Here is a 12,995-nt window from a genome sequence, read left to right as displayed (position 1 = left end):
ATAAAATAAGAAGGATATTTAAACTCCACATTATACTGAAAGATAGTTATAAGGGGGACTTGCTATGTTATATAATGATATATATTCATTTACTCCAACTGGAAAAATAGAAAATGATATTAAAGCTTTTCTATTAAAATACAATAAAGAATTTACATATAAACATTCAATTCGTGTGGCAAATGAGGCGAGAAAAATTGCGAAAATATTTTATGAAGATGAAGAAAAAGCAGCGATTGCAGGGTGTTTACATGATATTAGTGCAATCTTTCCGAATGAGGAGCGGATTGCAGTTGCTGAAGAATTTGGCATAGAAATATTACAAGAAGAACGAGAATTTCCAATGATTATTCACCAAAAATTATCGAGAGTAATTGCAAAAGAGGTATTTAAAGTAGAAGATAAAGAAGTTTTAAATGCTATCTGTTGCCACACTACGTTGCATAAACATGCAACAAAGATGGATTTAGTATTATTTATTGCTGATAAATTAGAATGGGATCAAATAGGGACACCGTCATATTTAATTGAGGTAAAAAAAGGATTGGAAAAATCTTTGGAACATGCTGCTTTTGTATATATTTCATATTTGTGGGAAAGAAAAGATACATTAAAAGTCATACATCCGTGGCTAGAAGAAGCATATTGGCATTTAAAAGAAATTGTAGAGTAGAAAGGGTATAAAAATGCAATTAAAAGAATATATGAATCAAACATTCCCAGGAGTTACGTTAGTACCGTACATATACTCTCAGTGGGAAAAACATCTGCATTTTGATTTTGGGAAAGATAAATATCAATTTAAAGAAGATGGTAACACTTATAATATGGAATATTTCACACAAATATATAGGTATAATAAAAGTCTATTTAAAGATATATTTTCAAAAGAAGATGCCGTCTTTTTAGTCACAAATGTTTATCGATTTAAACAGGAAAATATAAAAAATGCGCAGAAAATAAATGTATACAATAGGTTTATTAAAAAGAGGGGTTTAAAGTTTCATATAAGACAAGAAACATTCCCTTTTCTATTTGAAGATGAAGAAGCTGACTTATATTGTACATATCAATTTTCTTTAAAATGTCTTGCTGAAGATATTAAATATGAACCGCTTATTCAAGCAGCTAATCATGAAGATTTCCCTGACCTACGTCCACGATTAGGGCGAAAAAAAGAAATTTCATATCCAGATGTATTTTTTATAAATGTAACAAAGGATATTATCATGTTTATTTATGATGATAGAGGATGTGAAGTAATTGCGAAGAATAAAGAAAAGATACGGGAGTTATATGAGAAGTATAAAGAGTGGATACAAGAATATGAACGAGAGAGTATAGATGACTTATTTACATGAAAATAGGAGGAAGTGAAGTGTGTAATGAAAAGGATCGCAATTGTATCTGCATGGGAACCAGAGCTTACGTATTTGCATCAACATTATCCAAGTGAGCGTGTAGAAAAAATAGCAGCTTGGGAATTTCATTTTCATTCTATTAATGAATTAGAAGTTATTTCAGTTGTAACTGGTGTCGGTAAAGTAAGTTGTGCTAGTTGTGTACAACTATTAATAAGTGAATTCCAGCCAGACCAGTTATTTATGACAGGGATTTGCGGGAGTTTATCAGATAAGGTGAAAAATGGACACATCGTTGTAGCTCTTAATACTTTACAGCATGATGTTACAGCGGCTGGTTCAGGAGAAGATAGTTTTAATCTATATGATGGTAGAACGGCACCTATTGAAACAACTAAATCACTCGTAAAACGAATGAAGAAATTGCGTTCGTATGACCCGGTCCATTTTGGTACATTTCTATCTGGAGATCAACGTATTCGAAGCTCAGAAATGAGGTATTTACTTCATACTGTTTACGGTGCTTTAGCCGTTGATCAAGAAGTGGCAGCATTTGCTTATGTATGTCATGTAAATAAAAAACCATTTCTATGTTTAAAAGCTGCCTCAGATCAAGCGAATGACAAAACGAAAGAAGAACAAAAGGTTTTTAAAATGTTAGCATGTGAACGAGCATGTGAGCATTTAATTACTTTTTTACGTGTTTATGAGATTACTGTAGTTAACAATGTATAGTAAGAGGAGTATAGTGATGAAAGCTACAAATAAAATAGCGATTCTTGGTGCGAATGGAAAAGTCGGAAAATTCCTCGTAAATCAAGCGTTAGAAAAGGGCTATCAAGTACGAATATTAACGAGAAATTCTAAAAATATGACGATAACTAATGAAAATATAGAGACTATCCGTGGGGATGCCCGCGATTTTTCAGTCATACAGGAATTACTTCAAGGGTGTAAAGCTGTGATTAATGCGGTGGGTCAGCCGAAAAATGAACCTTATATTTTTAGTACAGTTACGAAGCATATTTTAAAAGTAATGAAGGAATATGAAATGAAGCGCTATATTCTTATTTCTGGAGGCTCCTTAAATGTAAAAGGAGATCAGAAGGGAATTGCAAATAAAATAGGGGCTAATTTGTTTCGATTATTTCTTCCAAAGATGATGCAGGATAAATATAAAGAATTGCAAATTATACAAAGTAGTGAAATAGATTGGACAATTGTTAGATTACCGTTTGTTATAGAGGGAAATGGGATTGGTGATATTAAAGAGAGTTTAGTAGATATGCCAGGAATCAAAATTCAAAATGGGGATATTGCACCGTTTGTAATAAAACAAATTAATAGTGAAAGATATATAGGAAAGTGTCCGCTCATTTCAAATTAAGAGATATCGTTAAAAATTAAAGAATAATGGATATAGTGGTAATAGTTTATTTCATGTGTTTGAATGTTGAGTTTAATACAAGTAAGTGGAGGATAATTCTATATGATTCAATATAAAAGGTGTAATGAAGTAAATATTGATTTAGTATATGAAGCGTTTAAAGATGGTTTTTCTGATTATATTATTAAAATGGAAGTTTCAAAAGAGGATTTTGTACAACGGTTTTTGGGACCAGAAGGTAACTCGCTAGAACACTCCTTTATTGCGTTAGACGGTGACAAATCTGTTGGTGTAATACTTGGTGGTATTAAGGTATATGAAAGTATAAAAACAATGCGCTGCGGAACATTAGCTGTTCATCCAGAATTTCGAGGCATTGGTGTAAGTCAAAAGTTATTTGAGTTACATAAAGAAGAAGCGACACAAAATAAATGTAAGCAGCTTTTTCTTGAAGTTATTGTAGGAAACGATCGGGCGATTCATTTTTATAACAAATTAGGTTATGAAAAAGTATATGATCTTTCTTATTATAATTTAAATGATTTAACTAAAATAATGAATAAAGATAATAAAAAGATTGAAGTAAAACAATTAGAATTTCCAACATTTAAAGTTGAGATTCAGAAATGGCTAAACTTCCATATAAATTGGCAAAATGATATTGATTATATCAAAAAAACAAATCATACATTTTACGGTGCATATGTTGATAGTGATATAAAAGGTTCTGTATGTGTAAATGAACAAGGAAAAATTAGTTTTATTTTCACAGACAAAGACTATAGAAATATTGGTGTTGGGACGAAATTATTACAGGTAGCAAGTGAAGAATTAAAGTTATCAAGTTTATCAATTGGGTTGCCAAACAACAATTTACTGGAAGGGTTTTTAAAGAAATCTGGATTTGAAAAGAATTCTTTAGCACAATATGAAATGTATTTATTGCTATAAAAAGCGGAGGGAATTATTCTTTTCGCTTTTTATTTTGCACTATAAACGTTTTTGCTGTATGTGGGAGGATAAGTAAAAACAACAGAAGTTTTGTTACCTATCTTATTGAGCTAACTGGCACTTTAGTTGAAAAAGGAAAATGTATAGTAAACATAGAATATATTAATACATTAAAAGATTTATGAGGTGAAAGTGATGGCAATTAAGCAAGACGAAATTAAAGTAGTAGTCGGAGCTAGAGTATTTAATAATAATCCAGGTTGGGTTCAAACGCAAGAAGATGAACTTAATTTACTAGACAATACCACTTGGGAAGAAAGATTTGAATACAATTCCATTTCAGCTATTTTAGCAGAGCATGTATGGGAACATCTTACTTTTGAAGAAGGTGTAAAAGCAGCTGAAATTTGCTATAAATTTTTAAATCCATCAGGTCATATTCAGTGCGGAGTGCCTGATGCATTTTTCCGAGATGAAACCTACCAAAATATAGTTCAAATAGGCGGCCCTGGCCCGAAAGACCATCCAGCTGCAAGCCATAAAATCGTACATAATTATAAAACATTAACGAAAATGTTTGAAATTGCTGGATTTGAGGTAGTTTTACTTGAATATTGTGATGAAAATGGTCAATTTTATTACACAGAATGGGATGCGAATGAAGGCGTTATTTTCCGTTCGAAAAGGTATGATTCTAGAAATAGAGGCGATAAACTTGGTTTTCCATCGCTAATTGTTGACGCGATTAAAAGGTAAGTCATTCACCTAAAATAGGTGTTAGTTCTATCAGTTCATGAGTCGCAAATGCGGCTTTTTTTATTTGTTTTGTAAACCTACGTTTAGCAAGGAATTAGACATACATAATAAGTGATTTTGAACGTTACATAACTTGATTTGAATACTATATTAGCTCTTATTAACACCATTTATCTTAAAGAAAATTGCTTTTAAATATTTAATGGAAATATCATATAAAGTAAATAAATCAACGTTTTCTCATGTTGAATTTTTTTGCGGAAATGTTGAGGTACGCCTATTGTAATAAACACATGGAGAGAATATATAATAAATCAATCAATGTTCAAGATACCATTCACACATTAAATTAATATTTCATTGCCATAGAGATTTCTTTTATGCATAAATTCGTGTAAAATAAAACAGGAACATACATTCTGTACAAGAGTAGGAGGAAATAAATATGTTAGCTCAAATAGAGAAACAAACTGATGGCTATATTATAAAATTTGAACGCCAATTTCCCAATACAATAGAGGAAGTTTGGTCTGTTTTAACTGAAAACAGCAAGCTTAAAAAATGGATGTCTAATTTACAGATTGAAAACCTTAAAACAGGTGGAATTATAAAGTTCGACATGATGGATGGTTCATTTTTAAATATTGATATTTTAGAGTGCCAACTAAATTCAGTACTTGAATTCACATGGGATAAAGATCGTGTCCGATTTGAACTACATAAAGAGAAAAATGGTGCTCTTTTACTACTTAAAGAATACATTCATGAATTAACTGATCATACACCAAAAGATATAGCTGGTTGGCATATTTGTCTTGACCTTTTTTCTTCAGTTTTAGAAGAGGATGAGAAGGAATTTTCTAAAAACGAATGGCAACAATGGTTCGAAAAATACAAGGATAAGATTCAAGAAGTGAGAGGGTAATTGTATAATAGGTAATATTCATTATGTAATTATTATATTGTAAAAATGATTTTGTGGAAAAATAAGAATAGAGGTTAATATGAAAGTAAATCAATTAATTGCTAATAACATAAATAAACTTGATACTGTTATTCCGTTTAATAAATCACTTGGTATTGCTGGTTTATCTGGATCTGGAAAAACAACTCTTTGTCAAACAATTGGTGAAGAATCAAAGAAGCGTCTAGTTTCCTTATTGCCAAAGGCTGAATATCAATATTTATTTCCTAATATTATGGAAACTAATTTTAGTGCAATTAAAATGGAAGAAATGCCTTTAGTACTTTTTTTAGGGAAATCATCAATTTCTTCCAATCCGCGTTCGACGATTGGTACTCATACAGGTGTTTTTAAAGAGATTCGTGAAAAACTAGCGGAAGAATTTAATCTTTCTCCTGAAGTCTTTTCATTTAATAATCAATTAGGTTGGTGTGCTGGCTGTAAAGGGCGTGGTACTACTAAAAATATTGAGTGTAAAAAATGTAAGGGGAAACGTTATAGTGAAGAAGTTGAACAACGTACTATTGAGTTATTTGCTGAATCACATACAATTTCGGATATTAACGATTTAAGTGTTGAATCTATTCTTTCACTAGCAGAAGAATTAAATATTAGTGAAGCAAAACAACATATACTGCAAAATATTATCAATATGAACATTGGTTATTTAACATTAAATCGAATTATGGGTACGTTGTCAGGTGGAGAATTAACACGACTTTACTTAGCTGAATTCATGGCAGTAAGTGAAAATGCTGTAATTATTATTGATGAGATTTCCGTGGGGCTTGATCACGAAACATTATTACAAATATTAGAAGAGATCGAAAGATTAGGGTACAAAAATCAAATTTGGCTCATTGATCATTCAGATACAGTACTGGATACAACGGATGAGCAAATATTCTTCGGACCTGGTAGTGGAAAATATGGTGGAAAAATCGTAAAAGAATCACCAAGGCCAAAGCCAATACTATCGGAACGAAATTACAAAATGCCAACAGAATATTATACATTCCATGAATTATATTGCCGAAATATCCAAATGACGGAGTTTCAGATTCCTAAAAATAGACTTGTAACTGTTACAGGAGAGTCTGGATGCGGGAAATCTACACTTGTCAATGAGTGTTTAGCTACAGATTTCTTGAAACGATATCCAAAAGATAAATTAGTTATGGTAGGGCAAGATCGAAACCAATCGATTACAAGTCGATCAACTGTAGCAACTTTCTTAGATATTAAAAAGAAACTGACAAAGTATAGTGAAGAAATTGATGATATTTTTGAGCGCTCAATTGAGGATATTATTGATGAAATTCCAAACGAAGATATTGCGTATAAACGCTTGAGCCTACTAATCAAATTAGGACTGGGCTATTTAACATTAGAACGAAAAACACAAACATTATCAACGGGTGAGTTTCAATGTGTTCATTTAGTTTCTGAGTTATTTGCAAAAACAAGAAATCCACATACATTGTTTATTTTTGATGAGCCTTCAAAAGGTTTATCGCAAAATATTTTAAATCAATTTATAGATAGTGTTAGAGGGATATTACAAGATGAATCAGTCTCTATCATAATGATTGAGCATAACAGTTACATGCTAGAAAGTTCTGATTATATTGTTGATTTTGGAAAAAGACAGCTTGAATCTATAGAGCATCTTGATGTAGTAAGTCATGATGATTATTATCGTCAAAAAAGCAGTGTGAATAATGCTGAGCAAATACATATTTCTTCAACACTGAATCAAAAAAATGGAATTAATTACTTAGAAGAAAATCATATTGATTATTTTAAAAATGCAGAAAACATCTATAAGGGTGGCATATTAATAAGCTTATCATCAATGGCTCGTTTAATTTACGGTGAATACGAATCTGATACAATTGCACCTGTAGTTGCTATTGATCTCGAAAGACATTTGTATAGTCAATATAGTTTCTTATATGAAATTGGTGGATTGATCAATCATATTGTAGCTGCTCATCCGACTAATAAAGATACGAGAAGCTTCGATTTCTATTCTCAGGATAATCATTGCCCATCATGTTCGGGACGTCTTCAAATTGAAGTTTTTGATAAAGAAATTACAATTCAAGATAAAAATGTTCCATTTTGGGATGGTCTATTCGATCCGGAAATCATGAAAGTATTAAAATTTTATCAATATGAAAAAATAGAATTTCTATTTGAAGAAATTAAAAATGAGCTTGGTCATGATTTGTCAAAGAGCTATAATGATATGTCTGAGGAAGAAAAACATACATTTTGGTACGGCTATTTTGATAAGTCCTTTTATGATAAGAAAGGAAAGACACGTAGAACATGGGTAGGATTTAATACAATTATTGGCGGATATATTGTTATTTCAAAAGCAGCTATTAAAGAAGATATTAAGACTTCTAAAGAAATGATGACATGTCCAATTTGTGAGGCAACTGTATTAAATCACCAAAAATCGCTTAAATTTGGAGATACAGATATTCGTGAAATTATCAATCAGCCGCTTAATGAAATAATAAAAATTGTAGGAGATTTACCTGTACTCATCAAATTGAAATCTATCGTAGGTGACAATATGATTATGACAGAAGATGTCTCGTTACTGCCTAGGAAAACACAAGTTGCACTGAAAATGTTTGAATTAGAACAAGCAAGCTGAAATGGTGTTACAAAATGTTTTACCATTCTGGAGCCAAATTAAAGGTAATATCGAATCAATCAGCAATAATAATAAGGTGACTATTTGTGATTTCCAAAATATCAATGAAACAAGAGAAACTATCATAGATAAGTATTTCACAAATGGAAAATATAAAAAATTAACATATGTGTATGAAGCATTTGGTTACAAAAAATTAGTTACCCAAATTAATAAAATTAAAAAAAGCAACCCATGTCCATTCTGTAACGGAAAAAAAGTTATAACCGAGGATAATCTACATGATGGCGTGTTTAAATTAACAATTCCATGTATAACTTGTAATGCAAGTGGTATTAATGATGAAGGGCTTAAAGAAATTGTTGATGGCATAGATGTACAAACATGGTTAACTGGAAAAGTTAGGGATGTTGTGGATGAAAGCTTACGAACTGAGGATGTTGCAGACATTCTAATATTTAATCGAATTCGTGAGTTGAATAAGCGAGAAATGATGGCAGTTTATGAATGTCTTGAGAAAAATAATTAAATTAAGAAGAATAAAAAATAGTGGTCAGTTAGGGATTAAAAACTCATTTGCAATAATCTGCAAATGAGTTTTTATGTTGAAGAAGAGTTTCTTTAAACGTGTTAAGGTGGATAGATAATAGAGCAAGAAAAATCTATTTGTAATACCAATATAAATTATTCTTAAATTTTAAACTGAAAGGTATTACAGGTTGGCATTTATGTTTAAGTTTTGTTAGTCTTTCTAAGATGTAAATGCATTTATCTGTGAGGGTTAGTTTTAAATCGTTAATTATGATCATTTATTATATAATTATTGACGTATAAAAATGTTTTTTTAGGATAATAATTTAGGTTATTTGGATAATACCAAAAGGAATATACTACTTTTTTAGTGATTGTATAATTATTGGAATTTTTAAATTTAACAGAAATATATACTTGAATGAAGTATATATTTCTGTTAAATTTATCCTATGGACAAAACAAGTTTAATTAAAGGTCATTTAGAAATGTGTGTGTTATCTATTTTGTCGAAAAAGAAAAGTTATGGTTATGAAATTATGAAAGAACTTGAAGTATACAATTTAAAATTGAAAGGAGTAGGAAGTATTTATCCTATTTTAACTAAGTTAAAAAATCAAGAGTGGGTAAATACTTATCAAGAAGTAACAGACAGTGGTAAAGTTAGAATCTATTATGAAATTAATGAAAACGGGAAAATACGTCTTGAGAAGAAAGTTAATGAGTGGTTAGAATTACAATCTGATATTCAAACATTATTAAAAAGTGGTTTGAAAGGAGACCTTCTGAAATGAGGAATGAATTAAACGGTAAAGAAAATCAATTTTTAACTGACGTACTTAAGGAATTAAAGCAATACGATATAAGTTTAGAAGAAAGGGAAAATATTAAACAACAAATTTTAGAGCATATTCAAGAATGTCGTGAAAATGGGGAGGATAGTATAAATGATCTAGGTACGCCTCAATTATTTGTTCAAGACTTTTTGGAGATAAATGAAATTGATCTGCGAGTGAAAATGAAACAACTTCAAAATGAAAAGGGAAATTCGAGCACATTTATCTTAGGTGGCATATTCATCGCAGTTATTACTTACCTCATCTCACAAACTATACTTTCACTATTTTTAACTGAATCATTTAACGGAACTAATAGCAAAAATACATTTAATTATAATCTTTTATATCGTATAGCAGAGAATCAATGGTGGAACTATGTATTAATAATGTTTAGTTTTACGCTCTCTATATTAGTATTTATTAGCCTAATAAGTTATAAAAAAAGAAAGCTATCTAAAGTATAATGAAGAAAACTATCTATAAACTATTTCAAATTTGTATTCTTTGTAATGTATTAATATTATGTATCGTACATCCAAAAGTTTATGCTCAGCAAAATATTAGAGTTACTTTAGATATTTATATTGAAAAATTTTTAAAGGAACATAAAATTCCAGGAGCTTCAGTAGCTATTGTACATAATAGAGATGTATTTTACACAAAATTATGGGGGGTTACTGGAGAATCTGAAAAAAAGATAACTAGTAAAACACCATTTGCGATTGGCTCAATAAGTAAATCTTTAACAGCTTTAGCTATAGTCAAGTTAATAGAAGATAAAAAAATAAAATTAGAGGATTCAGTTCAACAACATCTTCCTTCGTTTAAACTAAAAGACACACAATCAACTTCAAATATAACAATCCAACATCTACTAACTCATACAAGTGGAATAAACACATATGAAGGCTTAGCATTATCAGATAAACAATTGAAGAATTCTAAAGCATTAAAGGAAAATGTAATGAAACTTTCAAAAGTAAAATTAAATGCCCCACCAGGTGAAAAATATCAATATAGTAATGCAAATTATATGATACTTGGTGCCCTTATTGAGGCAGTCACAAATGAAACATATTCTTCATATATAGAAAAGCATGTTTTTCAGCCTTTAAAAATGAATGGCGCAGCGGCAAATAAAGAAAGTGCATATGAAAAAGGCTATTTAACAGGTTATCAGTCGTTGTTTGGTATACCAAGAAAAAGTGTAGTGTCTTATGATAATGCTGGAGCACCGTATGGTTATATTACCGCGAATTTGGAAGATATGATTCAATTTATAATGTTTTTGAATCACCAAGACCACACTCAATTTTTTAAGAAAGAAAGCATGGATCTTTATCTATCACCGCTTTATAAAATAAATTCAGAAAAAAGTTATGGGTTTGGATTAAGAACAACAAATATAAATGTAAGCGAAACGATGGTTTGGCATTCAGGATCAACGCCTGATGCTCGTGCAGAAATGTTTACTTTAAATAAAAGTGGCTGGGCTGGTGTGATTTTAACGAATAAAAATCATGTATTAGAAGAAACAGCACTAACGGTATTGAAAAAGGGGATTATTAGTATTTTGAATGGGGAAAAACCTGGTGATATCCCTAAAAACATACCATTCACACAAATTGTTATGTCGATAGTCACACTCTCACTCATTATTACATCAATTATGTTAATGAAAAAGTATAAACGTAAGAAAACTTGTAAAAAACAAACTTGGCTGTTCGTTGGGAGTATATTTCTACTATTATCTAGTATTTTGATCCCACTTCTTATTTATTGCACAAATTCACCGTGGCATACGATTAAATTGTTTGCAGCAGATGTAGCTTTACTCGCTAGTATTACAGTAATATTATTAGCTGTGAACGGACTAATATCAATATTTATAGCCCTGAGGAGCAAGAAAGTATAAGGATAAATAATTAAAGAAATATAATTAAAGTTGTTAAAAATAGTTGACTCTCACACAATGTCAATATTTAAGATAAAGTTGAGTTTCGAAGTAGATGTAAATCCCAAAATCTAAAAATTACATTCCTTTTAAAGGTTGCAACAGACCATAAATTAAACTTAGTAGACATGCAAATCTAAATAGTAGTGTTTCATAATGTTTTAATGATTTGGAGGGGGAATTTTGATAGATATTAATAGAGACGTAAGAACATCTGGCGCGTATGTTCTTTATAATAATCTATTTATTTTTCAAGTTGGTCCAACAAGAAAAGGCGATACATTAGGTGTAGTAAGGCTGGGAGGCCATAAAGAAAACAATGAGACAGCAGTAGAAACCGCTAAAAGAGAAGTGAAAGAAGAAGCTGCTATTGATATTACTATATTGAGTTCACCAAGTACATACTACAAAGAGAATTGGAATGCACAATCAAAGAAAATAAAAGTAGAAAATGAAGTCGCTCCAATATTAATTATTGATAGTCCATATGAAACTTTATCTATTATGTATATTGCACATTCAGAAAATGAACCAAATCCATCTTCTGAAACAAACGGACTATTATTACTTTCAGTAAGTGATATTAGGCTAATTTGTAGTAAGGAAATAACACTAAACGATTATATTAAGCAAGGTGGAATGGCTATATTGAAAGAAAAAATGGATAAGGAGTTAATCTTACAACCTTTTCCTCAACTTTTGTTTTTAGCAGAACTTTTAAAAAAGGATCCTGTATTACTTCAGCAGTTTCTAAATTAGCAACAAAAGCCACCTTAATAAGGGGCTTTTGTTTTAAATAATTTAATGGTATGTGTATCCTCCATCAGGAAATAATACATTACCTGTAGTAAAACCATTTTGCATTAAATACAGGACAGTATGTGCAATTTCATCATTATACCCAGGTCTCTGTACAAGAGAAAGAGATTTATAATCTTCATAAGCAGCTAGTCTTTTCTCACTTTGTTCATTCTCTCTTCGTATCGTTCCAGGAGAAACAACATTAACTCTAATAGGAGCTAATTCAACAGCTAAAGCTTTCCCTAAGCTTTCAATAGCACCATTACAAGCGCCATAAGCAGGTGCACCTTTAAGTGGTCTTTGACTAAATGCACCGGACATTAACACGATAGATCCAGAGTTTGAAAGAAAAGGAATCGCATATTTTACGGCGTAATATTGTGGCCAAAACTTTCCGATAAAGCTGCTTTCAGCAATTTCCTCTGTAGCGGTTATTGGTCCAAGTGTGTAAGAGGTTCCCGGTGTGAATAAATGATCAAAATTCCCAACTGTCTTGAAAAATTCTTGTAATTGCTCTTTATTTTGATTATCCAATACATAAGTTTGAAGATGGTTGTTATTTATTAATTCTCGAGAAATTTTTAATTTTTCTTCCGATCGTCCTGCAATAATAACATGTGCGCCTTGTTCGATTGCTTGTTTTGCTGTTGCTAATCCAATACCAGAGCTTCCACCAATGATAACGATACGAGTATTTTTTAATGTAGTAATAGACATATTTTAGCCCCTCCTTTAATAAAAACTTTAAAATAAAACTGCTACGCTTTTATTATTCGCTAA

General features: G+C 30.7%; 12 protein-coding genes and 1 pseudogene. 12 read left to right on the top strand and 1 reads right to left on the bottom strand.

From position 1 onward, the window contains the following. Nucleotides 1-64: 64 nt before the first annotated feature. The 12 genes and pseudogenes from yqeK to MHH66_RS13790 all read left to right on the top strand — a co-directional run bounded on the left by yqeK (nucleotide 65) and on the right by MHH66_RS13790 (nucleotide 12,173). Nucleotides 65-673 (top strand): bis(5'-nucleosyl)-tetraphosphatase (symmetrical) YqeK, encoded by a 609-nt coding sequence (gene yqeK / locus MHH66_RS13845; protein WP_002016573.1) that lies wholly within the window; start codon nucleotides 65-67, stop codon nucleotides 671-673. Nucleotides 674-686: 13 nt separating this feature from the next. Beyond that, nucleotides 687-1,361, top strand: coding sequence for a DUF3885 domain-containing protein (locus tag MHH66_RS13840; RefSeq protein WP_078185735.1), 675 nt, complete (start codon nucleotides 687-689; stop codon nucleotides 1,359-1,361). 24 nt (nucleotides 1,362-1,385) lie between these two features. Continuing rightward, nucleotides 1,386-2,096: a 5'-methylthioadenosine/S-adenosylhomocysteine nucleosidase gene (gene mtnN / locus MHH66_RS13835; protein ID WP_061690205.1), complete on the top strand. Its 711-nt coding sequence runs from the start codon at nucleotides 1,386-1,388 to the stop codon at nucleotides 2,094-2,096. Between the two features lie 16 nt (nucleotides 2,097-2,112). Next, nucleotides 2,113-2,748, top strand: a complete 636-nt coding sequence (locus tag MHH66_RS13830) for an SDR family oxidoreductase (protein ID WP_078185736.1) — start codon at nucleotides 2,113-2,115, stop codon at nucleotides 2,746-2,748. A 102-nt stretch (nucleotides 2,749-2,850) separates the two neighbouring features. After that, nucleotides 2,851-3,699, top strand: a complete 849-nt coding sequence (locus MHH66_RS13825; protein ID WP_078185737.1) for a GNAT family N-acetyltransferase — start codon at nucleotides 2,851-2,853, stop codon at nucleotides 3,697-3,699. A gap of 192 nt (nucleotides 3,700-3,891) precedes the next feature. Beyond that, a complete protein-coding gene (locus tag MHH66_RS13820; protein WP_078185738.1) occupies nucleotides 3,892-4,455 on the top strand; it encodes a class I SAM-dependent methyltransferase in 564 nt (187 codons plus the stop codon). A gap of 445 nt (nucleotides 4,456-4,900) precedes the next feature. Beyond that, a complete protein-coding gene (locus MHH66_RS13815; RefSeq protein ID WP_078185739.1) occupies nucleotides 4,901-5,380 on the top strand; it encodes an SRPBCC family protein in 480 nt (159 codons plus the stop codon). Between the two features lie 79 nt (nucleotides 5,381-5,459). Next, nucleotides 5,460-8,619 (top strand): annotated as a pseudogene (locus tag MHH66_RS13810) (ATP-binding cassette domain-containing protein). A 454-nt stretch (nucleotides 8,620-9,073) separates the two neighbouring features. Next, nucleotides 9,074-9,415 carry a PadR family transcriptional regulator gene (locus MHH66_RS13805; RefSeq protein WP_078185740.1) on the top strand — a complete coding sequence of 114 codons (342 nt, stop codon included), beginning with the start codon at nucleotides 9,074-9,076 and terminating at the stop codon, nucleotides 9,413-9,415. Then, nucleotides 9,412-9,924, top strand: coding sequence for a hypothetical protein (locus tag MHH66_RS13800; RefSeq protein WP_078185741.1), 513 nt, complete (start codon nucleotides 9,412-9,414; stop codon nucleotides 9,922-9,924). The genes MHH66_RS13805 and MHH66_RS13800 overlap by 4 nt, the downstream gene beginning before the upstream one ends. Further along, entirely contained in the window at nucleotides 9,924-11,375 is a 1,452-nt protein-coding gene (locus MHH66_RS13795; protein WP_078185742.1) for a serine hydrolase domain-containing protein, read from the top strand. The genes MHH66_RS13800 and MHH66_RS13795 overlap by 1 nt, the downstream gene beginning before the upstream one ends. A gap of 222 nt (nucleotides 11,376-11,597) precedes the next feature. After that, nucleotides 11,598-12,173 carry an NUDIX hydrolase gene (locus MHH66_RS13790; protein ID WP_078185743.1) on the top strand — a complete coding sequence of 192 codons (576 nt, stop codon included), beginning with the start codon at nucleotides 11,598-11,600 and terminating at the stop codon, nucleotides 12,171-12,173. A 42-nt stretch (nucleotides 12,174-12,215) separates the two neighbouring features. Here MHH66_RS13790 and MHH66_RS13785 read toward each other — a convergent pair whose 3' ends face one another. After that, a complete protein-coding gene (locus tag MHH66_RS13785) occupies nucleotides 12,216-12,932 on the bottom strand; it encodes an SDR family oxidoreductase (protein ID WP_078185744.1) in 717 nt (238 codons plus the stop codon). Nucleotides 12,933-12,995 lie beyond the last annotated feature (63 nt).

The sequence above is a fragment of the Bacillus sp. FSL H8-0492 genome, assembly GCF_038006145.1.
Taxonomy (GTDB): Bacteria; Bacillota; Bacilli; order Bacillales; family Bacillaceae_G; genus Bacillus_A; species Bacillus_A mycoides.
Note: the sequence above shows the minus strand (reverse complement) of the source record. Positions and strands in the feature narration are given on the sequence as shown.

Coding starts and splice junctions, on each gene's coding strand:
- mtnN (WP_061690205.1), top strand. CDS start 1,386: ATGAAAAGGATCGCAATTGTATCTGCATGGGAACCAGAGCTTACGTAT.
- MHH66_RS13825 (WP_078185737.1), top strand. CDS start 2,851: ATGATTCAATATAAAAGGTGTAATGAAGTAAATATTGATTTAGTATAT.
- MHH66_RS13830 (WP_078185736.1), top strand. CDS start 2,113: ATGAAAGCTACAAATAAAATAGCGATTCTTGGTGCGAATGGAAAAGTC.
- MHH66_RS13805 (WP_078185740.1), top strand. CDS start 9,074: ATGGACAAAACAAGTTTAATTAAAGGTCATTTAGAAATGTGTGTGTTA.
- MHH66_RS13815 (WP_078185739.1), top strand. CDS start 4,901: ATGTTAGCTCAAATAGAGAAACAAACTGATGGCTATATTATAAAATTT.
- MHH66_RS13785 (WP_078185744.1), bottom strand. CDS start 12,932: ATGTCTATTACTACATTAAAAAATACTCGTATCGTTATCATTGGTGGA.
- yqeK (WP_002016573.1), top strand. CDS start 65: ATGTTATATAATGATATATATTCATTTACTCCAACTGGAAAAATAGAA.
- MHH66_RS13795 (WP_078185742.1), top strand. CDS start 9,924: ATGAAGAAAACTATCTATAAACTATTTCAAATTTGTATTCTTTGTAAT.
- MHH66_RS13840 (WP_078185735.1), top strand. CDS start 687: ATGCAATTAAAAGAATATATGAATCAAACATTCCCAGGAGTTACGTTA.
- MHH66_RS13800 (WP_078185741.1), top strand. CDS start 9,412: ATGAGGAATGAATTAAACGGTAAAGAAAATCAATTTTTAACTGACGTA.